The following is a 25258-nucleotide window of genomic DNA, read 5'->3' on the forward strand; positions in this document are numbered from 1 at the left end:
TGAAAGGAAACGGATTGATAACAAGCCCAAAGAGCAGGGCCGTCTTACGATAATACTTATGCGACTTCGACACCGGGAACGCCTGCCTGCATCTCGCCTATCACCGCGGCATCGGTAAAACCTTCATCCCGGAACGCGGCCAGCACTTGCTCGACTGCTTCCGGCGCACAGGACACGAGCAGGCCGCCGGCGGTTTGCGGATCGGTCAGCAACGCTTGCTGTACAGGATTGATCGACGGGGCCAATACTACTTCATGACCGTAGCCTTGCCAATTTCGACCGGATGCACCGGTAATGCAGCCTTGCTCAGCCAGCTTTTGCACCTGCGGTAAAAACGGGATGCTGCCCATCTCCAGCTTTGCCGACAGCCGGGAACCGCGCGCCAGTTCCAGCAGATGGCCGAGCAAGCCAAAACCGGTTACATCAGTCATCGCATGGACGCCATCCAGTTGTGCCAATTTCTTGCCCGGCGTATTGAGTTTGGTCGTGTTGGCGATCATCGAAGCATAGCCGTCGGCATCCAGCATATTTTTCTTCAGTGCGGCCGACAGTACACCGACGCCGACAGGCTTGCCCAAAATCAGCTTATCGCCGGCACGTGCATCGGCATTACGCTTGATTCTGGACGGATGAATCAGCCCCATCACAACCAGCCCATAAATCGGCTCGACCGAATCGATCGTGTGACCACCGGCAATCGGGATGCCGGCTTGCGCGCAGATCGCTTCGCCACCCTTGAGAATCTGCGCAATCACTTCCACCGGCAATTGATTGACCGGCATACCGACCAGCGCAAGAGCCATGATAGGCGTGCCGCCCATCGCATACACATCGGAAATCGCATTGGTGGCGGCTATGCGGCCAAAGTCGAACGGGTCGTCGACGATGGGCATGAAAAAATCCGTCGTTGCTATCAGCGCCTGCTCGTCGTTGAGTTGGTAGACAGCGGCATCGTCTGATGTTTCTATCCCGACCAGCAGCTCTTTCGGCAGCGGGAAACCGCCTGTGCCTTTGAGTATCTGGGAAAGCACGCCGGGTGCAATCTTGCAGCCGCAACCGCCGCCGTGCGAAAACTCGGTCAACCGTATGGCGGGAGGGTTTATTGTCGTCATTTGAATCCTGTCTTGAAAATATCTGGGGTCAGGCTGAATGTGTAATCTCTGTCGCCTGATTCAACTGGCTGGCTGCGCGCTGGAAGGTCTCGTCAGAGATATCCGGCAGGTTCAGCGCAGTGGCCTGTTCCAGATGCATGAAATTGCGTTTGATTGATTGCAGGTAGCCCGGGTCGTAATGCTTGCGCAGCAACTCGTCCACCAGCTCAGTAGTTTGGCCGGACAGGGCGAGTTGATGCCATTGCGCGATTTTTTCCTTGCCATGCAGATGAGTGAGGAAATCCAGCTGTGTATTGAGGCTGATCGGATCGCTAATGAAGTGTGGATATTCCTGCATTAACAAGGCGACCCGATACAGAATCGGAAGATGGATGGTGGTGCAGGGCGACGCCCGCATTTTTTCCATCAGCAGATCGGGCACCCGCAACTTGCCCACTTTTTTACTCTCGGCCTCGACGAAAATCGGGTGCGCCGGATCGAAAGTCCGCAACAACTGCCACAACAGGCTCTCAAACCGTTTTTGTGAAGGTTGCGACGCTGTCGGCAAATCACCCAGTACAGAACCGCGGTGTGCGGCGAGTTTTTCCAGATCGAGTACCTGTGCGCCCTGACTAGCCAACACTTGCAGCAAGCGACTTTTGCCGCTGCCGGTTGGGCCGCACAGTACATTGAAGTTCAATCCCTGTGGCAACACGGCCAGTTCGGCATTGACATGATTGCGGTAGGCTTTGTAGCCGCCTTCGAGTTGCGTGACCGGCCAACCGATACGCGCCAGAATATGCGCCATCGCGCCGCTGCGGTTGCCGCCACGCCAGCAATACACTAGCGGTTTCCAGTCTTGCGGATAGGCGAGAAACTGTTGTTCGATATGCGTTGCGATGTTTTTTGCCACCAATGCCGCGCCCAATTTCTTCGCCTCGAACGCACTGACAGTCTTGTACATCGTCCCGACCTGTACCCGCTGACTATCATCCAGAACCGGGCAATTGATCGCTCCCGGCAAATGATCTTCGGCGTATTCCAGCGGACTACGTACATCGATGATGGCATCGTAGTGTGCGAGTTGCGGGAGAATTTCACTGAACGGCTGGAGGGAAGGGTACTTCATGTCATTTCGCTGCTTATGCATTACGGTGTGCGCATTATCCCTGATATGGGTTGCAGATGATGGAATTCCCTATTTTGCGAATCTCGTCGCCACTTTGCATGGATTCATCGCTTAGTCGACGTCGCACCGTGAAATTGCCCTTGCCGGGTTCAAATGTTTGCCTGCATCGCAGGAACCTTCTCGTGCAGGCGCATAGAGGGGGGATTTATTGATATAAGCGAAAAAGGTGTTTTCTGAAAAATCAGAAAACACCTTTTGGGTACTGCAAACAAATCGCGATTCAACTCAATATCAAACCCTGACGGTCCTGAATATGATCAGTGCATGCTCAACAATGCACTTTCAATTAACGCACGATCAAGAGCGGCACGTCTGTCGTTGCCAGCACTCTGCTGGTTACAGAGCCGAGCAGGATTGATCCAAGTGCGCTGTGCCCATGGGAACCCATTACGATCAGATCAACCTTGTGTTTCTTCGCATATTGCGCGATTTCTCCCGACGCATCGCCAATCTTGTATTCCGCTTCAAAGGCGATATCTTTTTTGCGCAGTACTTTTTCTGCGACGGCGAGCGATGCCATTGCCTCGTCCTTGTAATAGCTATCAACCACATCGGCACCCAGAAGGGCGCGTGCCCGGTGCTTGGCCAAACCGACAGGAATCGCTGCCTTGACATGGAGGAGATGCAATTCAGGCACTTCTTTGCATGTGCCGATATAGTCGATCAGAAATTTGGCAGCTTTGACAGTAAATTTTGAACCGTCTACGGCGAAAAGAATCTTCATGTGGCGTCTCCTGTTGGTTAATTAAATGGCGGTAAATGATCGGTAGAACGCTCAAGGTAATATGGCCGACGGCTATTTCTTGATTCTTTTAACTTTCATTCTTAAAGTAGCCGTTTCGGTGTGAATCTCACTCGTCCGCATCGACATCGCACCAAACTTCAGCATCTTCTATCCATCACACATGATCATCCTGACGTCTTTTCCATTAGTCATTTTGATTTACATCAAGCATTTCAATTGTTTCGCAGCAAGTAACAGGAGCGCAGACCACAGGCGCGATGCGCGCGCCATCCATACAAAACTGTGAATGGAAACACGAACTATCGTTTGCTTGCTGCATGCGTTCGGTACCAGGCAAGGGGGGCGTACCATAGAACACTGGCCACACCGATTGCCATGGCGATCAGGATTTCACTCGCTGATAGCGGCGCAAAGTTGAATATTTTTTGCAGCAGCGGATGTTGCAATATGACCAGAAGCAGGCAGACGGCGACAATAACCACACCCCACATGGCCGGATTGGGCTTGCGGAACATGGCAATCACGCCACCTTTCCACGAGCGATTGGAAAATATCAACATCAGGTTGGCAATGATCAGCGCAGTAAAAGCAAATGCACGTGCTGCCTGCTCCGGCATATTGCCGATGGCCCAGTGATACGCCAGTGCGACTGCAATCAGGACGCCGGTTCCTTCCAGCAATGCCATCAATAATGAGGATGCGTTAAACAAGGGAACCGTCGGATCGCGCGGAGGCTCATTCATGATGCCGTCTTCCGGCGCTTCGTTCTCAAAAGCCAGCGCGCAAGTGGGGTCGACAATCAATTCGAAAAAAACAATGTGCATCGGATATAGCATGATGGGCCAATCCAGCAGCAGCGGCGCCAGCGCCATGCCGGCAATCGGCACATGGATGGACAGTACATAGGTCATCGCTCTGCGCATGTTTGCGTAAATCGTTCGTCCCATGCGTATCGCCTGCACGATGGACGTAAATCTGTCATCCAGCAGCACCAGGCTGGACGCCTCCCGCGCAACCTCGGTGCCGCGTTTGCCCATTGCAATGCCGACATGCGCGGCTTTGAGTGCAGGCGCGTCATTGACGCCATCGCCTGTCATGGCGACGATTTCGCCGTCAGCTTTCAGTGCCTGCACAATGCGCAATTTTTGTTGTGGCGTGATGCGCGCACATACCGTCGTCGCCTTGATACGCTCGGACAACTGCGCATCGTCCAGCAGCGCCATTGTTTCGCCGGTGAGCACGATTCCTTCTGCCAGTCCCGCCTGGCGGGCAATCGTCATGGCGGTAACAGGGTAATCGCCGGTAATCATGATGATGCGTATCCCCGCGCTCCGACATTGTCTTATTGCCTCCGGTATGTCTCTGCGCAAAGGGTCCATCAAACCGATCAAGCCGGCAAAGGAAAACTGAAATGCACGCTGGTCTTGCGGCCATATCTCGCCATCAAAAGTCGCACGTGCTACACCGAGTACACGCAAACCATCGGTCGCCATGCGATCGGCCGCAGCCAGTATGCGCGAGCGGCGCAGGGTATCGAGGTTGCACAAATCGGCAATGGCTTCTGGCGCGCCCTTAGCCGCGATGAGATAGCCATCCTGATCGCCACTTTTCCAGCCTTGCGACATGGCGCGCAGTTCCGGCGTCAGGCCATATTCCTGGATCAATTGTTGTTCGTCTTGCGCTTCGGTACGCGGAAGAAATTCTTCTCCGGCGAGATGAAATGCCTTCTCCATCGGGTCCAGCGGTACCACGCGGCTTGCAAGAATTGAGATTTCCAGCAGGTGGTGAAACATGTGTGGCAGCTGCGTACCAGTCACCGCATCGATCTCTTCGTCATCGATATACAGGCGTGCCACGCTCATCATGTTTTCCGTCAGAGTACCGGTCTTGTCTGTGCATAACACCGAGGTCGTGCCCAAGGTTTCGATGGCTGATAAACGGCGCGTGAGAACCTTGGCACGTGCCAGACGCCACGCTCCCAACGCCGGGAAAACCGCCAGTATCACGGCAAACTCTTCCGGCATCATCGACATGGCGAGCGCAATACCGGCCAGCAATCCTTGCAGCCAGTCACCATGCACCCAGCCTTCCACCAGCGTGAGCAGTACGCTCAAGGAAATACCCAGCACCGCAAACATCTTGATCAAGAGGGACATTTGCTTGCGCAACACTGACGATTCCGGCGTGATGTCATTGAGCGCAGCACCGATGCGGCCCATTTCGCTGTGGGTGCCGGTTTTTGTTACTGCGGCAGTACCGTCGCCCTGAACTACCAGCGTGCCCGCATAGAGGTTGGCAGAAGAAAGCTCATCTGGATCGCCAGTGGTTGCATGCTGATCGCAGACTGTTTTATAGACCGGAACCGCTTCTCCGGTCAGCAGTGATTCGTCGACCTGCAGTCCGTTACCCGATATGAGTATGCAGTCAGCCGAGATGCGGTCGCCCTCAGACAACAGCAGCAAATCTCCACGCACCAGCGTTCTGCTATCAATATATTGTGGCAAACCATCGCGAATGACCAAGGCACGCGGCACACTCAGGTCACGCAATGCATCGAGGGCGCGCTCAGCTTTATCTTCCTGATAAAGCGTCAGACCCACGGTCAGCAAGACCATTGCCAACAAAAAAATGCCTTCGTGCAGCTCGCCAATGATCAAATAGAGAAGTGCCGCGCACAGCAGCAAAATGAACATGGGCTCGCGCAGTGCATCCAGCATGATCATTAAAAAATTACGATGCTGTTGGTCCGGCAAGGCGTTCCCGCCCTCATTCTTCAATCGACTCGCCGCTTCGGCGGCTGTCAATCCGGGGATTTTTTCAGCATGGTTCATGAGCTACCTATTTGACCTGTGACTTGGGGTTGTTGCCCTATATACAGCGGGCAACCTTCGTTGTAGAAAGCAGCTTCGAATCAAAAATTCTCTACGGCATGTTTCTGATAATGACAAAAAAGAGGCAGGGCAGGTGATGAAATTGAAAACGCTTTGATGCCTACTTGATGTAGATCAAAAGACTGGTCTCGCGCTCCAATACGATGAGTTTGTATTACTGGAAAGTAAGCATCATTTAATAGAGGAGGCAATTATGTTCAAGAAAATCTTGCTGGCAACCGATGGCTCAGAGTTGTCAGACAAAGCAGTTCAAGCGACATTGCAATTTGCAAAGGAGCACGGCAGCAAAGTCATCGGCTTGTCGGTGGCGACGATTTATCCCTATTTTCCTGTCTATGGCATGGAAGCAATCAGCGGAGAATTCGTCGATGCGATCAGCAAGGAAGCGGAGAAAAATGTACAAAAAATCGTTCCTCTCGCCGCTGCGCTAGGGGTGGATGCGGAAGTACATGCCGTCGAGGGAACCAGCGCTTCTGCCGAAATCATCAAGGCAGCCGACAAATATCAATGCGACGCCATCTTCATGGCATCACACGGGCGTACGGGATTGGACAAGCTTTTGCTGGGAAGTGAAGCGCAGAAAGTGCTGATATACAGCAAAATACCGGTCACTATATTCAAGTGAATCCCATGCCTGTGAATTTGAGGAAACCTTCATTTTCACAGGCTGGTTAAAGAATCTTCGTACGGAAGCCGTGCGCTACATCAAGCGAATTGGCAAGCGAGCGAAGGATATACAGTTATCAGATAAAAATATTTTGGTTGCGAGAATGCTCTGCTGAATAACTCGCAGGCTTTCGGCTACGATCAAAGCTGTTTGTATTTCAGCGCCGGGCATGATCCACAGTATCGGCCAACCACGATGAGCAGACACGACGCACATCATGTTCAACTTTACGAATATCAATTACTTTGAACGCTTTGTGCGAATAATGATTGGCCTCGTCTTGTTGTGCACTTTCCTCTTGTTGCCGGATCAATATGCGTTACTTGCGCTGATCGGATTGCTGCCTGTATTGATAGGGATCGTCGGCTGGTGCCCCGTCCAGGCATGGCTCGAAAAGTACCGCAATAACGGTTCCTGAAGCTCAAGCCTTCGCTACCTCGTTCATGCCAGAGCGCATCGAGTGCAAAAAATCAGAAGCTTTACTCTCTATTTGATGCAAGTCAAACATGCGTCTTCCGACTGCAATAGCATGTGCTTGTCATTCACGTATGGTTCAATTTCTTAGAGGGATTTTCATGTTCAAAAAGATTTTGCTGGCGACAGACGGTTCGGAGTTATCCGAGAAGGCAATTCGATCGACTGTAGAGTTTGCCAAAGAGAACGGCAGCAAAATTATCGGTTTGTCGGTAGCGACTATTTACCCCTATTTTCCCGTCTCGCCAGAAGGGATAAGCAGTCAGTTCATCAGCAAGATCAATAACGCCGCGCACAAACATGTGCATAAAATTTCTGTGCTTGCATCCGCCGCCGGAGTTGATGTCGAGGTGCATGTCGTAAGAGGCAGCAATACTTCTGAAGAGATCATCAAAGCGGCTACCCATCATCACTGTGATGCTATCTTCATGGCTTCGCATGGCTACAAAGGGGTGGACAGGTTTTTGCTGGGAAGCGAAGCGCAAAAAGTCTTGGCGCTGAGCAAACTGCCGGTTACGATCTTCAAGTAAAAAGTTAAGTCAGTCTTGTGTACGGGGACGTCATTTCGCTTTCAGCAAAGTATCCATTCAGCTTGCCCGTGAATGTTCAAATCCCAAAACCGCGTTTATGCCTATAAATGAATCGTCCTCAGAAGCAAACTTACGTTAGGCTAGGCGCAGTACCCACGATGAGCTGACTGAATAAAAAAGCTATCGATTTCATTAAGAATATTGTCTTGTTCTATCGTCCTTCCAAAATCTATACTGATTCGTGCAATAGATTCAGACAACTATCAAAGGAGAAAATCGTGTCCACAGAAACAAAATGCCCTTTCTCGGGTGGCGCTGGTAAACATACGATTGCGGGCGCAACGACCAATGCGACATGGTGGCCGAATCAAGTAAATTTGAAGATACTGCATCAGCATTCGCCACTGTCGAATCCGATGAAACCAGAGTTCAATTACGCGGAAGAATTCAAGAGTCTTGATCTGGATGCTGTGATCAGCGATCTCAAGGCCTTGATGACAGACTCTCAAGACTGGTGGCCCGCAGACTTCGGCCATTACGGTCCGTTTTTCATCCGCATGGCATGGCACAGCGCCGGCACCTACCGCATCGGCGATGGTCGTGGCGGCTCATCTTCAGGCGGGCAACGCTTCGCGCCGCTCAATAGCTGGCCAGACAATGTCAACCTCGACAAGGCGCGCAGGCTGATTTGGCCGATCAAGCAAAAATATGGTCGAAAAATTTCCTGGGCCGACCTGATTGTTTTGACCGGCAACGTCGCGCTCGAGTCGATGGGATTCAAAACCTTCGGTTTCGCAGGCGGTCGCGAAGACATCTGGGAACCTGAAGAAGATATTTACTGGGGCCCGGAAGGCAAGTGGCTGGAAGACCAGCGCTACACCGGCGACCGTGATCTGGAAAACCCGCTCGCCGCGGTGCAGATGGGTCTGATTTACGTCAATCCCGAAGGTCCGAACGGCAATCCCGATCCGCTCGCTGCGGCGCGCGACATACGCGAAACCTTCGCGCGCATGGCGATGGACGACGAAGAAACCGTCGCGTTGATCGCCGGCGGTCATACCTTCGGTAAAACCCACGGTGCCGGCAGTGCCAGCTATGTTGGGGTAGAGCCGGAAGCAGCAGGTATTGAAGAGCAAGGCCTCGGCTGGACCAATAGTTTTGGCACCGGCAAAGGTGGCGACACCATCGGTAGCGGTCTGGAAGTGACGTGGACCACCACGCCAACCAAGTGGAGCAATAACTTCTTCTGGAATTTGTTCGGCTACGAATGGGAACTGACCAAGAGCCCTGCCGGTGCCCATCAATGGGTGCCGAAACATGGCATGGGTGCAGGCACCGTACCGGATGCACATGACCCATCCAAGCATCATTCACCCGCCATGCTGACCACGGATCTGGCGTTGCGTATTGATCCGGCTTACGAAAAAATCTCAAGACGTTTTTATGAAAATCCGGATCAGTTTGCCGATGCGTTCGCCAGAGCCTGGTTCAAGCTGACGCATCGTGACATGGGCCCGATCGCCCGCTATCTGGGGCCCTTGGTACCGCAGGAAGAATTGATCTGGCAAGATCCGATTCCGGCAGTGGATCACCAGCTGATTGACGAGCAGGACATTGCGTCGCTCAAGGAAAAGATACTCGCATCCGGTCTTTCCACTTCCGAGCTGGTGACCACAGCCTGGGCTTCCGCTTCAACCTTCCGTGGCTCTGACAAGCGCGGCGGTGCGAACGGTGCGCGCATTCGTCTGGCCCCCCAAAAGGATTGGGAGGTCAATCAACCGGCCGAACTTACCAAGGTACTGACCAGACTTGGGTCGATCCAGAACGAGTTCAATGCTGCACAGTCTGGCGGCAAGAAGGTCTCGCTGGCAGACTTGATCGTGCTCGGCGGCTGCGCAGCGGTTGAGGCGGCAGCAGGCAAGGGCGGGCAAGACGTCAAGGTCCCGTTTTCGCCGGGTCGCATGGATGCTTCGCAAGAGCAAACCGATGTGGAATCGTTTGAAGTGATGGAGCCGGTGGCTGATGGTTTCCGCAATTACGTGCAAGCCGGGCGCGAGGAGTCTGCGGTTGAATTGCTGGTGGATAGAGCAAATCTGCTGCGCCTGACAGCACCCGAAATGACCGTTTTGATCGGTGGCTTGCGTGCGCTGAATGCTAACTTCGGCGAGTCCAAGCACGGTGTATTCACCAAACGCCCCGGCACATTGAGCAATGACTTCTTCGTGAACCTGCTCGACATGAATACGAAGTGGCAGAAATCCGCCACGACGAAAGGCTTGCTGGACGGACATGATCGGGCCACGGGTGAAGCCAGGTGGACAGGTACTCTGGTTGATCTTGTCTTCGGTTCAAACTCGCAGCTTCGCGCACTCGCGGAAGTTTATGCGAGCAGCGATGCGCAACAGGTATTCGTGCGTGATTTTATTGCGGCCTGGAACAAGGTGATGAACCATGATCGCTTCGATCTGAAGCAATCGACCTGAAGTAATCTTGTAGTACGGTCTTGAAGACCTATGGCGCCAGTCTCCAGAACGCTGTAGAGACTGGTGCTTTTTTATGTGCGCATATACCAAGAAGCTCTCATAAATCAAAGCATTAGAATCACTTCGAATAAATCGCATGAGATGCTAGGGTTCAGCTTCCCGTCACATTTTTTCAAAAAAACAAACCGATGATGGCGCTCACAACAATCACTTGCATCACGTTGCGCTTATAACGCAAATCGCCGCATGGTGAGTATTCGCATGAAGTGCGCCACCAATTGGCACTTCAAAATAGCCATGCTTTCGCATTCCAAAGTAGCCACCTAGCCGCATCTAAAGTAGCCACTACGGGTCATACTCATCTCCTTCACAGCCCGGGAGCCTGACGGCGCTATGCGCCGACACGCCCTGCGCTTGATGTGCGAACAGTTTGGCTCAGACCGTTCCCATTCATCTTTTATCGGTTCTTCGCGGCCTGAGCCAGCAGTTCATTAACCGACCACTGATCGTAGATGTGTGCTCCGTATTTGCAGGCGAGTATTCGTCCGTCGCTGGCGATAAGGAAATCGGCAGGGAGCCCCAGTTTGCCCCCCTCGGACTGGAGAGAAGTGACAGGCTGCCGACCGCGAAGAATTCGGCCGAGGCTGCGCAATACGCCACGCAGAATCGGAATCCAGGCGCGAGGATTTAGCAGCGCGCGCGGCGAGGCTTCTACGCCGAACTCCGCGTACAGCTTTTTCCTCGGATCAGCCACGACCGCGAACGGCAATTCCGTCGTGAAGGGGCGCAGGCCATCAGCGCTCGAATGGAATACCGCGATCTCCCGGATGCCAGCAGACACGATCTCCTCGTGCCGCTGCGCGATAGAGTGCAAGTGAAGATCGCAGACAGGGCAACCGGCAAAGCGCCGGAATTGCAGATGGATGAGCTGATTCGGATCAGGCAGCGCCATGATCTCGCCCAAAGCATGGAGTTGGCGAGCGGCAATGAGTTGACCGGGCTTGAGTTTCGGACGTGGCAGCGATATGGACATGACTTTTCTCCTTCGTAGGAGTACAGTGTACCCTTAAAAGATCAAACTCGTATCGTCCAACTATGCCGCGACCCCGTTCACTCACCTCCACCGACATTGCGACTGCTGTGCTCCAGATTATCGACCGTAGCGGATTGGCTGAACTTTCCATGCGAACCACGGCAGCGGAACTCGGTGTCGGAGCAATGTCGCTGTATCGCTACGTCAAAGACCGCGAAGCGCTGGAGCGGCTCGTAGTCGATCACGTATTGGCATCCGTCGACACGGAATCAACCCCACGCACATCATGGGATAAGCAGATAACGTGCCTCGCGGAGAACATGCGCAAAGCGGTTGGCGCACACCCATCGGTCGTGCCGCTGCTCATGCTCCACCGCCATGCTTCATCCGAAGTGAAACGGTGCTCCGAGGCGTTCCTGCGAATTCTTACGGAAGGCGGTTTCAATGGGCGGCAGAGGGCCATCGCTCTGCGGACCTTGGTCAGTTATCTCATGGGAGCGCTCCAGGCCCAGCACCTTGGCCCACTTGGCGGACCTGGCACCGAAGTCATGACTAAATTGCTTCCCGACGAGTACCCGCTACTGGCCGCAACGGCTAAAGTGGCGCGACGCATCGGGCCAGATGAGGAGTTTCGTAGCGGAATCGACATCGTCTTGCGGGGACTGGCGTACATACGAGAGCATGACTGAGGCGGATACGCGATCTAATGTGGTGCATCGCGGCACTCTTAACAAACATACCTACCGCGCGATCATGGGGCCCAGTAAGCCAGTTCATCGATTTGTGCCGAAACGTTCTTCGTAAGATCAAGTTGATTTAGAAAATCTAGTTATTTACAAGCGTTTCAGTGTAATCAAGCGGTCATGGCTCCTAGGCTAGCGAATAAGTGGCAACTTTGGAATGCGATTTAATGGCCACATTGATGCGCATACTCAGCATGGATCATATCCGGGACACCAACGGCCAGATGAAAACGATGCATGGTGCTGTCCGCTCATGGCCCGATTGCGCGGATGTAATTGTTATGGCTGTGCGTAAATAAAGCTGCGGAGTCTTTGAGGAACAGCGCGTTGCCATCGCCCGGGCAATGGTTGCCCGGCCGTCCATTTTAATCCTCGATGAGCCGACTCTTTCGCTGGATGGTGATGCAGTGCGCACGATTCTGGAGTTTGTTCATGAGCAGGTGCTGAATGAAAACACATGTGTTCTGATCGTTACCCAAGATGCGCGTATTTTCGAATTCGCCGATCGCATCATGTATATGGAGGACGGGAAAATAACGGGATTCTGTAAAGGCATAAAGTGAAAAATCATTCTATTTTTATTCGCTCCCGCAGCCCTCTACTTATTACACTTGTGAGTTATCTGAAGGGCACTTTAAGCCCTCAAAAATTCAATGTCTGATTTCTACCGACAAGCAGATACACAGAAATAATCACATCAACACCGCCATATTTTTGCCGTATTTCGCCTCGCTAACAAATAGGCTGCACCAACAAAAAAAAAGTTACAGCGCCATCTATTGCAACTCAGTTGCATATATGTATAATGCAACTGAATTGCATATCTTGAATTTTCAATGATTCGATTTTCAAAAGGGAAACGGCACTCGCAAACGCCGCATGAAAGAACTGCGGACGTTTGCGCCCTTGCATGTCGAGCACGCTGTCGGCATTCACTTTAAAAACAATGTACTCAAGAAATGAATGAAGTCGATATCCCTGACCTGTGCATCCGTGACCAGGGCGGATACAAGGGCGATGCAGAGTTGGCGTTCAGCAGACTCGGTTCGCGCTGGATAGCGTATTCATTTTCTTGTTGCCCGATTTCAATAACACCGTCATTTATTGCTAGGAAAAGTATGAATCAACTGCCAGTCACTGTTCTGTCAGGCTTCTTGGGTGCTGGAAAGACAACCTTGCTCAACCATATTCTGAATAATCGGGAAGGGCGTCGTATTGCCGTTATCGTCAACGATATGTCCGACGTCAATATCGACGCAGCGCTGGTCCGGGATGGCGGTGCTGAACTATCTCGCACCGATGAAAAATTGGTCGAGATGAGTAACGGTTGTATCTGCTGCACCTTGCGCGAAGATTTGCTGCTTGAAGTTGGCAAGCTTGCCAAAGAGGGGCGCTTCGACCAACTCGTGATCGAGTCCACCGGCATCTCGGAACCCTTGCCGGTCGCGGAAACTTTCACCTTCGTCGACGACAAGGGCGAAAGTCTTGCCGATGTAGCCCGTCTGGATACGATGGTCACGGTTGTAGATGCATTCAATTTCCTCAAGGATTACAGTTCGCAGGACAGCCTCCAGCAGCGCGGTGAATCGATGGGCGAAGAAGATGAACGCACCGTAGTTGATCTGCTGGTTGAACAGGTCGAGTTCTGTGATGTCCTTGTGTTGAACAAGATCGATCTGATCGGTGACGCAGATCGAGAACGCCTGATGGAGATTCTGCATCGCCTTAACCCGCGGGCAAAGATCGAGATTGCCGAATTTGGCAAGGTCGCGCTCGACAAGGTATTGAATACCGGATTGTTCAACTTGGAACAGGCATCCGAAGCGCCGGGCTGGTTGAAGGAGTTGCGTGGCGAGCACGTGCCCGAGACTGAAGAATATGGCATTTCCAGCTTTGCCTACCGCGCCCGCAGACCTTTTCATCCACAGCGGTTTTTCGACTTGGTCCAAATGGAATGGCCGGGCGTAGTACGTTCCAAAGGGTTTTTCTGGCTCGCCAGCCGTCCCACTTACGTGGCTTCATGGTCGCAGGCCGGCAGCATATGCCGCCATGGTTTGGCCGGCTTGTGGTGGGCGGCAGTGCCTCCTGAAAACTGGCCCGACGACGAGGAAAGTATCGCCCGCATCAAAAAGGATTGGTCGGACAGCGTGGGCGACGCACGTCAAGAACTCGTATTGATAGGCATCAAGATGGACGAGCCGACATTGCGTAAGCAACTCGATGATTGCCTGTTGACCGATGATGAAATGGCTGAAGGTCCGGCAGCCTGGGAAATCTATTCAGATCCCTTTCCGTGGTAATTCGATTGATACACGCGCTTTTTCCATATGAATAAATGCTTGCCGGATGTCGCGTCAAACGACGCGTCCATACATGCTCTGCCTCTTTCGTGGGTCGGCATGCAGCACATCGACTTGCCGCTCACGCTCGATGAGCCTGACGCTAGCCATCCGGTACATGCTGATGCAGAGGTATATGTTGACTTGCCGGATGAAGGAATCAAGGGCATTCATATGTCGAGACTCTATACCCTGCTGGATCAATTCTCCGAAAATGCAAAGTTGAATGCCGAATCCCTGAAGCTCCTTTTGCAGAAGATTATTGAGAGCCATATCGATTGCCACAGCACATCAGCGCGCGTGGCATTTGCATTCGATGCCTTGCGTCGCCGTCCTGCTCTGGTAAGCGAAAACCTTGGCGGCTGGCGCAAGTATCCAGCACGCGTAGAGGCGCAGTTGGACCAGACTGGCATGCAGATCAAGGTAGTCGTCAAAGTACTGTATGCATCGACATGCCCATGCTCAGCAGCGCTTTCCCGTCAGATTCTTGAGCAGGCATTCACTGCGGAATTTGGTGCGCACAGTGCGATAGACGCAACTGATGTGGCGAAATGGCTGAGTGTTCATGCAAGTATCGCCACACCGCATAGCCAGCGCAGCGAGGCAACAGTCACACTTGCCGTCGAGCCTGATGAAGCACTTGGGATTTTTGATTTGATCGACCAAATCGAGACTGTATTGGGAACACCCGTTCAAACTGCAGTGAAAAGAGCGGATGAGCAGGAATTTGCAAAACGCAATGGCAGCAATCTGATGTACGTAGAAGATGCTGCGCGCAAGATCAGGGCAGCTCTTTTGACGCACAACAAGCAGGCAGATGTACAGGTTCGGCATCTGGAGAGCCTGCATCCGCACGATGCGGTCGCAATCTCGGCCCACGGCAGGGAAGGCGCCTGCGACCTGACTGTCCACAACAAGATCACTACCGAGGTCACAGCATGAATGGGCTCGCCCAGAAAATCGCATTGTTACTGATCCGCGCCTACCAGATAGGCATCAGCCCCATGCTGGGACAAAACTGCCGGTTTCAACCGACTTGTTCGCAATATGCCCTGGAAGCAGTACAACGTCACGGCGCCGTGAAAGGGACGTGGCTGGCGCTAAGGCGATTATTGCGTTGCCATCCATGGCATGCCGGCGGCTACGATCCCGTTCCGGGAAAAAAGAAGCGGGCACTCGGAACGATACGCCAGAATCCTCGCGGCGATGTGCCGGTAATTCACGACAGCGCATTTGTCGATCCCACCGCCATCGTGTGCGGTCGCGTCGTCGTGGAGGAGAATGTATTTATAGGTCCGTATGCCGTGATACGCGCAGATGAGGTCGATGCCGACGGTCACATGGATCCGATCCTCATCGGTGCGCACTCCAATATTCAGGACGGCGTGGTGATTCACTCCAAATCGGGGGCGGCGGTCACCATAGGTGCATATACCTCGATTGCCCATCGCGCGATTGTGCACGGCCCCTGTCGTGTCGGCGGTCGCGTATTCATAGGATTCAACAGCGTGTTATTCAACTGCACCGTGGGTGAAGGTTGTGTCGTGCGGCACAATGCAGTGGTTGATGGATGCGATCTGCCGGCCGGATTCTATGTCCCGTCCACGGAAAGAATCGGTCCCAAAACAGACCTGAATGCCATTCCAAAGGTGAGTGCACAGGCATCTGAATTTTCAGAGGATGTCGCACGTACAAACAATGAACTGGTGCTTGGCTACAAGCGACTGGAATCGCACGCAGTCCAAACGGCATCGCGATGCTGATCCGCAAACTCTTTTCTTTTGAAGGTGCGCATGTGGTGCGCAATTGCACCTCGCAGCGTTGCGCCCGTTCGATTCACGGACATTCGTACAAGGTCGAGATATTCCTTGAATGCCACCAGCTCGATCGTGGCCAGATGGTCTACGATTTTGGATTACTCAAAGGCGATGTAAGAGAGTTGATCGATGCCTTTGATCACACGCTGGTGTTCTGGCAGGAGGACGACGCCGACTACATCGAGCAATGCAAGCAGCATTCGCTGCGCTGGATAGGCTTGCCGGTTTCTCCCAGCGCGGAGCAACTGTCGCGGGTATTTTTTGGTTTGATCGACACATTGCTGCAACAGACTGAGATGCACAATGGGGAAGGCAATGTGGTCCTGCAATCGGTCATCGTGCATGAAACAGCAACCGGCTATGCACAATGTTTTAGAGAAGATGCTGGGAACCCGCAGATGGGATTGATCGTGCCGTCTGCCATCACATATTCCCATCAGATTATCAACGAAGCCAGCGGCGGGGCGTTGACCAGACTTTCTGCGCTGCCATCATTATCCCGCGAGGCCACATGACTATGCAATCGGCGCATACAATAGCGACCAGCAGCAAACACGCGACCTTACTTATCCGTGGCGGCACGGTGGTAACCCCGAACGGCATGGAGCAGGTGGATATTGCCGCATTAAACGGTCGCATACGCGCGTTGGGCAATCTGGCTGGCTGGAGTGCCGATGAAGTGATTGATGCCAGAGGCCTGCATGTTTTACCTGGCGTCATCGATACCCAGGTTCACTTTCGCGAGCCGGGCCTGTGTCACAAGGAAAACCTGGAGGCCGGAACTCGTGGCGCAGTATTGGGGGGCGTGACATCCATCTTCGAGATGCCCAATACATCGCCACTGACCTTGCGTGCAGAGGATTTGAATGCAAAGGTTGCCGCTGCCCGGGGACGCGCCTGGTGTGACTTCGCCTTCTATATAGGAGGGTCAGCGGCAAATATAGAACAACTGGCGCAATTGGAAATGCTCCCAGCCTGTGCCGGCATCAAGGTATTCATGGGAAGTTCGTTTGGCGACTTGCTCGTCAGCGAAGAAGATATCCTGCAACAAATTCTGCGCAACGGCAGACGCCGGCTGGCTGTGCATGCCGAGGACGATGCACGGCTTCAGGCACGCAAGGCGATCGCTCTGGCATCCGGCGATGTGCGCGATCATCCGGTTTGGCGCGATGTGGAAAGTGCATTCAAGGCGACACATCGCATCGTCAGCCTGGCGCAGGAATGCAATCGCCGATTGCACGTGTTGCATGTCTCGACTGCGCAAGAGATCCGGTTTCTCGCACAGCACAAGGCGCGCACGACCGTCGAGGTGCTGCCGCATCACCTGACCCTTAGCGCGCCCGACTGCTATGAGCGCTTGGGTACGCTGGCGCAGATGAATCCGCCTGTGCGAGAAGCCATCCATCAACAGGCATTGTGGCAAGGCATACGCGATGGCGTGGTCGATGTACTGGGCAGCGACCATGCGCCGCATACGCTGGAAGAAAAAGCCCAGCCATATCCGCATTCGCCCAGTGGCATGACAGGGGTGCAAACGCTGCTGCCCATCATGCTCAATCACGTCCATCAAGGCCGCTTGAGCCTGGAACGTTTGGTAGACCTCACCAGTGCCGGTCCCGCACGTATTTTTGGCATAGCCGGCAAGGGAAGGATAGCGCTTGGATATGACGCCGACCTGACGCTAGTGGATCTGAAGGCGCAACGTGAAATCAGTAATCGCTGGATCGCCAGCGTAGTCGGCTGGACGCCTTACGATGGCATGCGAGTGACCGGATGGCCGGTCGCCACGTTCATCCGCGGACAAACTGTGATGCAGCAGGACGAAATGATAGGGACAGCGAACGGGCGTCCGGTCTCATTTGTAGAAACGCGCGATGCCGGCTTTAGTCGCTGCCTGGACTAAAGCCGGTATCGTTATACATAATTTTGCCTAGTACTGTTAAAGATATGACGACAAACGCCAACCAGATGCACAGCTCATTTTTTTCACAACGCTTGACGGTAGAACAGGTGGAGGAGGGCGATCAGCTCGCGCCTAAATTTGACGCGGATGGATTGATCGCCTGTGTAACGACTGATGCCACATCGGGAGAAGTCTTGATGCTGGGCTACATGAATGCCGAGGCGCTGGAAAAAACGCTGCAAACCGGCGAGGCGCACTATTGGAGCCGATCACGCCAGTTACTCTGGCACAAGGGAGCTAATAGCGGATTGACGCAAAAAGTTGTCGAACTGCGCATCGACGATGACCAGGACGCCATATGGCTACGCACAGAAGTGTCAGGCAACGGTGCTAGTTGCCACGTGGGCTATCGCTCATGTTTTTATCGACATGTAGTGCTGGAATATCCCGGCACCGGCACAACCGCAAAACTGGCCTTCAACGAAAGCGAAAAGGTATTTGATCCAATAAGCATCTATGGCGACGTGCCGAATCCAACCATTCTTTGAAGCCTTCGTTACTTGGTTAATTAATACCGGATTGGAAACTAGTCGGCCGTCGACAAGGACGCATCATTCATTCGATAGTAGAGTCCCATGGGATCGTTTTTCATGATTTCCATCTTGCCGGAAATGATCAATGGATCGAAGGTAAATTTAATCGGCTTTTTGGTTTTCACTTCGACCACCCCTTCAGGTCCTGCCGGCAGGCAATAAGAACAGGTCGGCGGCGTGTGGGAGATCAGAAAATGCTTCTGCTTCTCGCCCGGCTCCAGCGGCATCATGAATCCCTGTATCTTGATTTCCTGATCGTTGAGCGCAGCGACTTCTTTGGTGAATTGCGGAACGATACTATTCTTGGCCCGTACTTGCTTGACCTTGGCCAGCGTATTCCAGGACGTCACGCCTTTTTTATCCATAATCACCGGCATCTGCGCAGGATTCGGATTGCCGGTTTGAGCGTGCTCGGCACTCTGTTGCGACTTTTGTGCAAAGGCAGGGGCGCCAGCCATGACGACCAATGCTGATACCGCACAAAGACTGGTGAAAAAGCGATTCATAACGACGTACATACAACCTCCATCAAGCGATCTGCCTACGCAGCATATTAATGCGCGTGGCGCATTCCACATAGTTTGCCCAAAGCCAGACCCTTGCAGGACGCAGCCAGTTCGGTATGGCATACCTTTTCATCCTTGCCGCTGGCCAGGCATTGTGCTGCAGCCTGGTGCGCGGCCGCGATAGCCTGATGCTGGGCAATCGTTTCCTTCTTGTGTTCCGCCTTGCTTTCGGCATGGGCATGGAGCGCAGAAAAAGTCACGATTATCATTAGCAAATGTTTCATATTGTTCCTATTCGTAAAAGAATGATCGGTATAGCGTTTCGGCACCACTACGCTTAATGTGCGAGAGTCGCTGCAATATCCGTGCGGTAAGCGCGTATCGCCGGCAGCAATGCAGCGATCAAACCTATGGCGATTGCGAGCAGTAACAGCCAGGCTTCCTCAGCAATAAAAATAGAACCAGATAACACCAGATTCTGGTCGGCGGCCAGAATTTGTCCCAATACCTCAACCGCAATATGACCAGCAAACCAGCCGAGGAGGGCGCCGCCCAATGCCAGCAAACATCCCTCTGTCAGCAAAAGCATCAGCAACTTGAGCGGCGATGCGCCGAGCGTACGCAGAATCGCCAAATCCGTCTTGCGTTCTTCCAGTGCGTTATACAGCGCGACAAACATCGACAACGCCGCCGACAGCAAAACCATCATCGCAATGCCGCGCAAAACCTCTATCCCGACACCCATCAAACGGAACAGCTTGGCCGCCTCCAGCGCTGGTTGTGCTGCCTGCAACTCACTCTGGCTATTAATAAAACGTGGCATCGTCACAGCTGCCAGCGGCGATGAATACTGAACCAGCAGGGCGGTCAATTCGCGCGACTCTTCCATCGCCTCTTTTTCTTCCGGATCACTGGCGTCCAGGCCATTCGTCTTTTCGTGGACTACCCAGACCGATTCGACCGGCGTGACTATCAACCTGTCGAGAACAGTGCCGGTTGGCTTCAGTATTCCGACCACCTTGTAGGGCGCAGAGTCATGCACTTCGCCGCCACCTGACAAGCCATGTGAGCCGAAAAAGTCCTGTCCTACAACGACACCGCTGCGCCTGGCCACCTGCGAGCCAACCACGGCTTGCATAGGCTCGCGAAACATTTGGCCTTCTGCGATTTCGCCCTTGTAATGGGCTACATAGTCAAGCGATGTCCCCACAATACGGAAGCCTTGATAGCTATCGCCCAGTGCCAGCGGCAGCACTGTCTTGACCATCCTGTTTTGCTTCAAAAGAGCTTCGGATGAAAGTGGAATATTGCCCGTAGGCGAATCGACTTGATAGATGGACGAAAGAATCAACTGCAACGGCGATCCTTTTGCGCCAACCACCAGGTCTATGCCCTCAGCATCACGCGTGGCACTGGCCGCGAACTGGGAAGAAACGGACAAGATAAAAGTCATCATCGCCACACCGACCGCCATCAACAGCAGATTCAGCGCCGTCGAGAGCGGCCGGTGGCGTAATGATTTGAGACCAAGGGTAAAGGCGTTGAGTTTCATGCTGTTCATACGCCACCACCTTGCTGCTTGTGGACTGGCAGCCGCAGCGTTTTTGCCAGCGGCAATGCTGCCAACACCCGCGAATCGTGGGTTGCAATGACCAGCGACGCGCCAATTTCATTTGCCTGCGCCAGCAACAAATCGATCGCAGCGCGGCAGGAATCATCATCCAGATTTGCCGTAGGCTCATCTGCCAGCAATAATTGCGGCCGGTTGAACAAGGCGCGAGCCAGCGCAACACGTTGCCGCTGGCCCTGGCTTAATTCATGTGGCTTCGCGCGCTTTTTTTCACTGAGCCCCAGCGCATCGAGCAAGTGCTGCGCACGGGCATGACTTTGTTCGCGATTGCTGGCATAGGCCGCCAACAAGATGTTTTCCTCAACATTCAACGCGGCGACCAGTGCTAGTTTTTGCGGCATGAAGCCAACCGTAGTGCCACGCCAACGATCTGCATCTGCGGGAAGCAGGGTGGAAACATCCCTTCCGGCGACCAAGATGCTGCCATTTTGCGGCTTCAAGATGGCCGCGATCAGATGTAGCAAGGTCGACTTGCCGCTGCCGGAAGATCCCAGCAAAACAGCGTGTTCGCCAGCTTCGATACGGAATGAAAGAGAATTCAACTGATCCACATGTGCATGCGGATAGCGATGGCTTAAATTTGAGATGTGCAACATGGTTGCATATTACGTAAAAACGAAGGGCCTGCATAGGCTATGCAGGCATCCATTTGCGATACAGGGGGAATTTTTTAGTTTTAACGCTGCTTACTTTGATGCATCGAAAGGCATCGTCAAGACAAGAAGTCATGCATGGAAGTTGTCTGGTTCGCCACGGCTACTGGTCAAAGTCCGAACAGTCCTTTCGCGGCTCCATTTTGTTAGAATCGCCTGATAATAAAATTCAGGGATGCAGCATGCGATATATAGCTGGTTGTTTGTTTCTCGTCGCGCTATCTGCGTCTGCGCAAGTTAAGGTCTGCGTCGATGCAAAGGGCAAAAAGACTTTTACCGATTATGAGTGCGCCAAAATCGGCATGAAGGATGAGGCTGTTATTCAGGATATAAACATCACTCCTAAACAATGCGGCGCTATCAAGGACAGTATTACCAATACGAAAAATACAATTGCCAGATACGATTCTGACGTGATTTATTCTGTCTCGCCGGCCTCCAATATATTGCGTGCGTCACTGGTTAGTCAGCTCGAAGCAAGTCAGCTTCGCTATCATCGAGAGTGCGTTAGATAGTTGGTTTTCATATCCTATATTCATAGATTTGAATAATCACTAAGTTCTGAAACTAGGTAGTTACGGTCAAGTGTTGTGCTAATTTTCAGGATGTATAAACCAAAATTTCATCGATTTAGCGTTGCATGCTTTAAATTGTTCGATTCGTTGCGCTGGAGGTCGAAACTAACGCAACGCTATTCAGCGCAAAACTCTGGCGACTATTCAAACTTCCGCCAATGTATTTCCAGCATCGCCCCACAGGTGTTATTGCTGCGCGTATGCAAGGAGTTGAAACAATACGGGAGTTTATTGCCAGTGCGGCGGTCACTCTCATCCTCGACTTTCCATTTTTGCTGACCTTGGTACCAAAAGGTGAGCAACTATTTGCCGATGTAGAAATCAAGAACGACGATGTTGGCTTTGTGCAGGTTGGACAGAGCGCACACGTCAAATTAGCCTCTTATCCATTCCAAAAGTACGGAATGTTGACCGGAAAAGTTATAAGAATCAGCGCTGACGCAAGTGAAGTGAAACCAGCTACAAATCAATCAACAAGTACTGGTAGCCAAAGCAATAGTGAAAGCAATCCATTGACGAACGTCTCTACTTACAAGGTGCGCGTAAAGTTGGATCAGCAAGCATTGAGTGGGCCGAATGGTAGTGCACTTGTCATCACTCCCGGGATGCAAGCGGTAGCAGAAATTAATCAGGGTAAGCGAACTGTGCTTGAATACTTATTGTCGCCTGTACAGAAGGCAGTACAGGAAGCCGGTAGGGAGCGATAAATTGATAAAACTTAGCGACACGCTGGCATTGCATGCATTGTTTGACAGACTTGACCAAGCTGTAACGCAATTTTTCAACTGTCATGCATGACAAATAATCCGTCGAAAAGACACAGTAAAAACCAGGAGAAATTTTCCTCATGATTCATAAAAAAATAACGTATGTATTCGCCTTGTTATCTGTCGCTTTGATGCTTTCTGGCTGCGAGAAAGCGCGTGTTGATGCTCAGATGGAGGAGTTGTGCAAGCAGGATGGCGGAATGAAGATTTACGAGAAAGTGGTGTTGCCCAGGGAGCAGTTTACTCAGTATGGTGACGTTAGATTTTTTGAGACATCAAATACGGGTGGAGGGTATAGATTCATTAAGAAATTTGAACAACTCAAACTAAAAAAACCGACTTTAGATAAAACAACTTACACAGTCATTCGAGAGATAGACAATAAGGTTCTTGGAACGTATGTAGTTTATCTCCGAATTGGTGGTGACATTATTCCGAGATTGGGGCCCGATTCTGGAAAAAGTTGTCCATCTAATGCTAATTCAGTAAATTTTTTGAGAACAATTTTTGTACAAAAAAACTAGAGGCTATGAAATGACGACGATTATTGATCAAGCGCAGCAAGCAGAACTTGCATTGGCGGCATATGCAAATTTGATGCAAGGTGATCCCAACCCAGATGCACTGGAACTAATTGGTTTTTCGTCTTCATCAGGCTGATGAGTTCAAGAAAAAATACACCGTCGTTGACCAATTCAATCATGGTGACACCTATGAAATAACCGATCCAATGACAGGGGAAGTCATTGGATCAGGAACGAACAGCAACGGTCTTTCTGTTACGGTCTTTGAAGATAAAATTTCCCACATCCGCTATCTAGCTATACGGGGTACTGATGATCTAAGCGATGTGGTTACGGATAGCTTCCAGTCAGAGCACCTGAATAACGTAAACATAGGAGGTTTGTGTAAAACGTATATACGACATACGTTTACGTTATTTGTCAGCCTAGATTTACGTTAGCGCGCTCCTTTGCCCATAAAAAAAGCCACCATAAAGGGTGGCCGTTGGAATCAATCTGCAATGATTAACTTCGTATAATTTATATTATGTAAAATAGCTTGCCGCTAAAGCGCTCCGAACTAATCTTCTTACCTATCCGGAAGTAATCGTCTTACTTTTTGATTTTGCACTTCCGTTTGGTCTTTAGTTCCACGCTTATGGAGAGCTACAATCCCATCTTAGCAAGATTTAGATTGATATCAAGGATCGCCGTCGCAAGCACAGTGCTTCGAAGATTCCAGGGGAAGTCTTAGCTGTCGGCCGATCCAACCGGTAAATACAAGGTATATTGTTTGGTATCTGATTCGGCAACAGCAAGTAATGTATTTTTTATAAACCGAGTTGGGAGCTCAGGATTATCCTCGGCAGCCTTTCCTAGACGTGCCCAATATTCGATCTGCTTTGGAACTGAGCGACGTTCAGCAACGGCATATGGCTTGGCAAGTTCAATTAGCTCGTCCGATAATTTCAATGCTATAGCCATAGAGATTCCTTAACAGTCAGTTGATTTTGTGAAAGGCGCTTCCAGCTGATGCAGGCGTAGCGCTATCCTTCAATTCAAAGACACATTCTAAGTACGGTTTGACCAAGTCCCATGGCAAATTTTTATCCAGCATTGCGACCAGATTCCGGCCGACTTCAATCACTCCTCCCTGACTGGCGGCGCGAGCATAATTTAGAGCCTCGCCAGAATCTGCTTGCGCATGAAGATCAGTATCCTGATTGCCATAGGCATGAAACTGAGCAATAGTACCAGGCTTAAATAATGAACCAGATCCATTGCACTGCTTCCCATAGACAGGTTCAGCTCTCTCAACATGTCCTGAGGCGAAACTGTCTTCAACCACATGGAGTAAGCTGCCAAAAGCGACTTCGTCTATGTTGCGACGCAGTGCCACATTCCCTAGTGTGAATAAATCTTGAACATTCCATTCGGTTTTACCAAAATGTTCCGAAAAGCCTTCAATCTTCACATCACGCAAACGTGTATCCAGCCCGTATTCGCGTAGTGCGATACGCCAGCTAAACTCAGCCCACATGAAAATTTTCTTGCGCGTCACCTCAGGTGCTTCGCCGTCTTTAGATGCCATTGCATGCAGGAATTGAAGGTCACCAAAATGTGAGCGATGCAGCATCGAATAACCATTTGAGGCATCCATTGTCACTCCGCCCTTGGCCTTCTTTTCGGCATCCCAAAAAAGACCCGCCCAGCATTTCGGTTGGGTGATGAAACGTACTGTTTCATCAGTTTTGCATGACAAATTCTTGGCTTGATCAGGTAACAAGCGGAATGGTGGATCGTCATTCCATCTGACCCCGGCGATAACATATGGACTTGCCATACCGAGATCGGCGTCCTGACAATGGTTTGTATCACCTTCGCACCCATAGATACGTTGGGTTATTTCTTCGTGTACTGCTTCAGTAAATAGAGGTAGACCTTTTAGCGCCGCACCACTAAGTAGTTTGTCGAAAAATCCAGAATTCATTCGGCTTAACTTGCGTTCCATGGCCGTACCTTCAGTCGATAGCTTAAAGGCATACGCTGGTGCAGAGAACGCTAAAGCGAGAAAGAGAAAAGACCAGCTTGGCGGACAAAGTTTTAAGATCATTCCTATTTTTCCT

The 25258-nt window shown here is 51.8% G+C and carries 26 protein-coding genes and 2 pseudogenes; 16 read left to right on the forward strand and 12 right to left on the reverse strand.

Annotated features, from left to right (window positions below; genetic code table 11):
- Positions 1-56 precede the first annotated feature (56 nt).
- The 4 genes from selD to ACFQO0_RS13965 form a co-directional block, all read right to left on the reverse strand.
- Positions 57-1112 carry a selenide, water dikinase SelD gene (gene selD / locus ACFQO0_RS13950; protein ID WP_382235645.1) on the reverse strand — a complete coding sequence of 352 codons (1056 nt, stop codon included), beginning with the start codon at positions 1110-1112 and terminating at the stop codon, positions 57-59.
- Positions 1113-1140: 28 nt separating this feature from the next.
- A complete protein-coding gene (gene mnmH / locus ACFQO0_RS13955; RefSeq protein ID WP_382235647.1) occupies positions 1141-2220 on the reverse strand; it encodes a tRNA 2-selenouridine(34) synthase MnmH in 1080 nt (359 codons plus the stop codon).
- 346 nt (positions 2221-2566) lie between these two features.
- A complete protein-coding gene (locus ACFQO0_RS13960; RefSeq protein WP_382235649.1) occupies positions 2567-3004 on the reverse strand; it encodes a universal stress protein in 438 nt (145 codons plus the stop codon).
- 320 nt (positions 3005-3324) lie between these two features.
- Positions 3325-5856 carry a cation-translocating P-type ATPase gene (locus ACFQO0_RS13965; RefSeq protein WP_382235651.1) on the reverse strand — a complete coding sequence of 844 codons (2532 nt, stop codon included), beginning with the start codon at positions 5854-5856 and terminating at the stop codon, positions 3325-3327.
- A gap of 253 nt (positions 5857-6109) precedes the next feature.
- On the opposite strand from ACFQO0_RS13965, the gene ACFQO0_RS13970 reads away from it, so the two are divergent.
- From ACFQO0_RS13970 to katG, 4 genes are all read left to right on the forward strand, one after another.
- Entirely contained in the window at positions 6110-6541 is a 432-nt protein-coding gene (locus tag ACFQO0_RS13970; protein ID WP_382235653.1) for a universal stress protein, read from the forward strand.
- A gap of 259 nt (positions 6542-6800) precedes the next feature.
- The gene (locus ACFQO0_RS13975) at positions 6801-7001 is read left to right on the forward strand and encodes a YgaP family membrane protein (protein ID WP_382235655.1); all 201 of its coding nucleotides are present in this window, start codon (positions 6801-6803) and stop codon (positions 6999-7001) included.
- An 88-nt stretch (positions 7002-7089) separates the two neighbouring features.
- Positions 7090-7587 (forward strand): universal stress protein, encoded by a 498-nt coding sequence (locus ACFQO0_RS13980; protein WP_382235657.1) that lies wholly within the window; start codon positions 7090-7092, stop codon positions 7585-7587.
- A gap of 278 nt (positions 7588-7865) precedes the next feature.
- The gene (gene katG, locus ACFQO0_RS13985; RefSeq protein WP_382235659.1) at positions 7866-10070 is read left to right on the forward strand and encodes a catalase/peroxidase HPI; all 2205 of its coding nucleotides are present in this window, start codon (positions 7866-7868) and stop codon (positions 10068-10070) included.
- A gap of 457 nt (positions 10071-10527) precedes the next feature.
- Here the strand turns inward: katG and ACFQO0_RS13990 are convergent, their stop codons facing one another.
- The gene (locus ACFQO0_RS13990) at positions 10528-11103 is read right to left on the reverse strand and encodes a peroxiredoxin-like family protein (protein WP_382235661.1); all 576 of its coding nucleotides are present in this window, start codon (positions 11101-11103) and stop codon (positions 10528-10530) included.
- 134 nt (positions 11104-11237) lie between these two features.
- On the opposite strand from ACFQO0_RS13990, the gene ACFQO0_RS13995 reads away from it, so the two are divergent.
- From ACFQO0_RS13995 to hisI, 9 genes and pseudogenes are all read left to right on the forward strand, one after another.
- Positions 11238-11792: a TetR/AcrR family transcriptional regulator C-terminal domain-containing protein gene (locus tag ACFQO0_RS13995; RefSeq protein WP_382235663.1), complete on the forward strand. Its 555-nt coding sequence runs from the start codon at positions 11238-11240 to the stop codon at positions 11790-11792.
- Between the two features lie 368 nt (positions 11793-12160).
- A pseudogene (locus ACFQO0_RS14000) lies at positions 12161-12409 on the forward strand (ATP-binding cassette domain-containing protein); the annotation flags it as partial.
- 555 nt (positions 12410-12964) lie between these two features.
- Positions 12965-14146, forward strand: coding sequence for a zinc metallochaperone GTPase ZigA (gene zigA, locus ACFQO0_RS14005; RefSeq protein WP_382235665.1), 1182 nt, complete (start codon positions 12965-12967; stop codon positions 14144-14146).
- Positions 14147-14173: 27 nt separating this feature from the next.
- Complete coding sequence (gene folE2 / locus ACFQO0_RS14010; RefSeq protein WP_382235667.1) at positions 14174-15127, forward strand: GTP cyclohydrolase FolE2; 954 nt, start codon at positions 14174-14176, stop codon at positions 15125-15127.
- Positions 15124-15327, forward strand: a pseudogene (gene yidD / locus ACFQO0_RS14015) (membrane protein insertion efficiency factor YidD); the annotation flags it as partial. The gene folE2 and the pseudogene yidD, both read left to right, overlap by 4 nt.
- A gap of 42 nt (positions 15328-15369) precedes the next feature.
- Entirely contained in the window at positions 15370-15948 is a 579-nt protein-coding gene (locus tag ACFQO0_RS14020; RefSeq protein WP_382235943.1) for a gamma carbonic anhydrase family protein, read from the forward strand.
- A complete protein-coding gene (locus tag ACFQO0_RS14025; protein ID WP_382235669.1) occupies positions 15942-16517 on the forward strand; it encodes a 6-pyruvoyl trahydropterin synthase family protein in 576 nt (191 codons plus the stop codon). The genes ACFQO0_RS14020 and ACFQO0_RS14025 overlap by 7 nt, the downstream gene beginning before the upstream one ends.
- Positions 16514-17905: a dihydroorotase gene (locus ACFQO0_RS14030; RefSeq protein WP_382235671.1), complete on the forward strand. Its 1392-nt coding sequence runs from the start codon at positions 16514-16516 to the stop codon at positions 17903-17905. Before ACFQO0_RS14025 ends, ACFQO0_RS14030 begins: the two co-directional genes overlap by 4 nt.
- A gap of 44 nt (positions 17906-17949) precedes the next feature.
- The gene (gene hisI / locus ACFQO0_RS14035; protein ID WP_382235673.1) at positions 17950-18453 is read left to right on the forward strand and encodes a phosphoribosyl-AMP cyclohydrolase; all 504 of its coding nucleotides are present in this window, start codon (positions 17950-17952) and stop codon (positions 18451-18453) included.
- A gap of 38 nt (positions 18454-18491) precedes the next feature.
- Here the strand turns inward: hisI and ACFQO0_RS14040 are convergent, their stop codons facing one another.
- The 4 genes from ACFQO0_RS14040 to ACFQO0_RS14055 are packed head-to-tail and all read right to left on the reverse strand — an operon-like array spanning position 18492 to position 21230.
- Positions 18492-19016 carry a DUF3299 domain-containing protein gene (locus tag ACFQO0_RS14040; protein WP_382235675.1) on the reverse strand — a complete coding sequence of 175 codons (525 nt, stop codon included), beginning with the start codon at positions 19014-19016 and terminating at the stop codon, positions 18492-18494.
- Positions 19017-19051: 35 nt separating this feature from the next.
- On the reverse strand, positions 19052-19288 hold the full coding sequence (locus ACFQO0_RS14045) for a hypothetical protein (protein ID WP_382235677.1): 237 nt from the start codon (positions 19286-19288) through the stop codon (positions 19052-19054).
- Between the two features lie 53 nt (positions 19289-19341).
- The gene (locus tag ACFQO0_RS14050) at positions 19342-20565 is read right to left on the reverse strand and encodes an ABC transporter permease (protein WP_382235679.1); all 1224 of its coding nucleotides are present in this window, start codon (positions 20563-20565) and stop codon (positions 19342-19344) included.
- The gene (locus ACFQO0_RS14055) at positions 20562-21230 is read right to left on the reverse strand and encodes an ABC transporter ATP-binding protein (RefSeq protein ID WP_382235681.1); all 669 of its coding nucleotides are present in this window, start codon (positions 21228-21230) and stop codon (positions 20562-20564) included. Before ACFQO0_RS14055 ends, ACFQO0_RS14050 begins: the two co-directional genes overlap by 4 nt.
- Positions 21231-21469: 239 nt before the next feature.
- Here ACFQO0_RS14055 and ACFQO0_RS14060 point away from each other — a divergent pair, with 239 nt between their 5' ends.
- The 3 genes from ACFQO0_RS14060 (at position 21470) to ACFQO0_RS14070 (ending at position 23153) form a co-directional block, all read left to right on the forward strand.
- On the forward strand, positions 21470-21802 hold the full coding sequence (locus ACFQO0_RS14060; RefSeq protein ID WP_382235683.1) for a hypothetical protein: 333 nt from the start codon (positions 21470-21472) through the stop codon (positions 21800-21802).
- A gap of 260 nt (positions 21803-22062) precedes the next feature.
- A complete protein-coding gene (locus ACFQO0_RS14065) occupies positions 22063-22569 on the forward strand; it encodes an HlyD family secretion protein (protein WP_382235685.1) in 507 nt (168 codons plus the stop codon).
- Positions 22570-22709: 140 nt separating this feature from the next.
- Positions 22710-23153 carry a hypothetical protein gene (locus ACFQO0_RS14070; protein WP_382235687.1) on the forward strand — a complete coding sequence of 148 codons (444 nt, stop codon included), beginning with the start codon at positions 22710-22712 and terminating at the stop codon, positions 23151-23153.
- Between the two features lie 20 nt (positions 23154-23173).
- Here ACFQO0_RS14070 and ACFQO0_RS14075 read toward each other — a convergent pair whose 3' ends face one another.
- From ACFQO0_RS14075 to ACFQO0_RS14085, 3 genes are all read right to left on the reverse strand, one after another.
- A complete protein-coding gene (locus ACFQO0_RS14075; protein WP_382235689.1) occupies positions 23174-23332 on the reverse strand; it encodes a hypothetical protein in 159 nt (52 codons plus the stop codon).
- Positions 23333-23882: 550 nt separating this feature from the next.
- Positions 23883-24116 carry a TA system antitoxin ParD family protein gene (locus ACFQO0_RS14080; protein WP_382235691.1) on the reverse strand — a complete coding sequence of 78 codons (234 nt, stop codon included), beginning with the start codon at positions 24114-24116 and terminating at the stop codon, positions 23883-23885.
- Positions 24117-24132: 16 nt separating this feature from the next.
- Positions 24133-25245, reverse strand: a complete 1113-nt coding sequence (locus tag ACFQO0_RS14085) for a hypothetical protein (protein WP_382235693.1) — start codon at positions 25243-25245, stop codon at positions 24133-24135.
- Positions 25246-25258 lie beyond the last annotated feature (13 nt).

This window comes from Herminiimonas aquatilis (assembly GCF_042665175.1).
Taxonomy (GTDB): Bacteria; Pseudomonadota; Gammaproteobacteria; order Burkholderiales; family Burkholderiaceae_D; genus Oxalicibacterium; species Oxalicibacterium aquatilis.

Bases quoted from the DNA above. Each gene is read 5' to 3' on its own strand.
- ACFQO0_RS13970 (WP_382235653.1), top strand. From the start codon at position 6,110: ATGTTCAAGAAAATCTTGCTGGCAACCGATGGCTCAGAGTTGTCAGAC.
- ACFQO0_RS14040 (WP_382235675.1), bottom strand. From the start codon at position 19,016: ATGTACGTCGTTATGAATCGCTTTTTCACCAGTCTTTGTGCGGTATCA.
- ACFQO0_RS14070 (WP_382235687.1), top strand. From the start codon at position 22,710: ATGATTCATAAAAAAATAACGTATGTATTCGCCTTGTTATCTGTCGCT.
- ACFQO0_RS13960 (WP_382235649.1), bottom strand. From the start codon at position 3,004: ATGAAGATTCTTTTCGCCGTAGACGGTTCAAAATTTACTGTCAAAGCT.
- ACFQO0_RS14030 (WP_382235671.1), top strand. From the start codon at position 16,514: ATGACTATGCAATCGGCGCATACAATAGCGACCAGCAGCAAACACGCG.
- ACFQO0_RS13980 (WP_382235657.1), top strand. From the start codon at position 7,090: ATGCGTCTTCCGACTGCAATAGCATGTGCTTGTCATTCACGTATGGTT.
- ACFQO0_RS14055 (WP_382235681.1), bottom strand. From the start codon at position 21,230: ATGTTGCACATCTCAAATTTAAGCCATCGCTATCCGCATGCACATGTG.
- ACFQO0_RS14025 (WP_382235669.1), top strand. From the start codon at position 15,942: ATGCTGATCCGCAAACTCTTTTCTTTTGAAGGTGCGCATGTGGTGCGC.
- ACFQO0_RS13975 (WP_382235655.1), top strand. From the start codon at position 6,801: ATGTTCAACTTTACGAATATCAATTACTTTGAACGCTTTGTGCGAATA.
- ACFQO0_RS14080 (WP_382235691.1), bottom strand. From the start codon at position 24,116: ATGGCTATAGCATTGAAATTATCGGACGAGCTAATTGAACTTGCCAAG.
- ACFQO0_RS14065 (WP_382235685.1), top strand. From the start codon at position 22,063: ATGCAAGGAGTTGAAACAATACGGGAGTTTATTGCCAGTGCGGCGGTC.
- selD (WP_382235645.1), bottom strand. From the start codon at position 1,112: ATGACGACAATAAACCCTCCCGCCATACGGTTGACCGAGTTTTCGCAC.
- ACFQO0_RS14060 (WP_382235683.1), top strand. From the start codon at position 21,470: ATGCGATATATAGCTGGTTGTTTGTTTCTCGTCGCGCTATCTGCGTCT.
- ACFQO0_RS14050 (WP_382235679.1), bottom strand. From the start codon at position 20,565: ATGAACAGCATGAAACTCAACGCCTTTACCCTTGGTCTCAAATCATTA.
- zigA (WP_382235665.1), top strand. From the start codon at position 12,965: ATGAATCAACTGCCAGTCACTGTTCTGTCAGGCTTCTTGGGTGCTGGA.
- ACFQO0_RS14075 (WP_382235689.1), bottom strand. From the start codon at position 23,332: ATGATTGAATTGGTCAACGACGGTGTATTTTTTCTTGAACTCATCAGC.
- mnmH (WP_382235647.1), bottom strand. From the start codon at position 2,220: ATGAAGTACCCTTCCCTCCAGCCGTTCAGTGAAATTCTCCCGCAACTC.
- hisI (WP_382235673.1), top strand. From the start codon at position 17,950: ATGACGACAAACGCCAACCAGATGCACAGCTCATTTTTTTCACAACGC.
- folE2 (WP_382235667.1), top strand. From the start codon at position 14,174: ATGAATAAATGCTTGCCGGATGTCGCGTCAAACGACGCGTCCATACAT.
- ACFQO0_RS13990 (WP_382235661.1), bottom strand. From the start codon at position 11,103: ATGTCCATATCGCTGCCACGTCCGAAACTCAAGCCCGGTCAACTCATT.
- ACFQO0_RS14045 (WP_382235677.1), bottom strand. From the start codon at position 19,288: ATGAAACATTTGCTAATGATAATCGTGACTTTTTCTGCGCTCCATGCC.
- ACFQO0_RS13965 (WP_382235651.1), bottom strand. From the start codon at position 5,856: ATGAACCATGCTGAAAAAATCCCCGGATTGACAGCCGCCGAAGCGGCG.
- ACFQO0_RS14085 (WP_382235693.1), bottom strand. From the start codon at position 25,245: ATGATCTTAAAACTTTGTCCGCCAAGCTGGTCTTTTCTCTTTCTCGCT.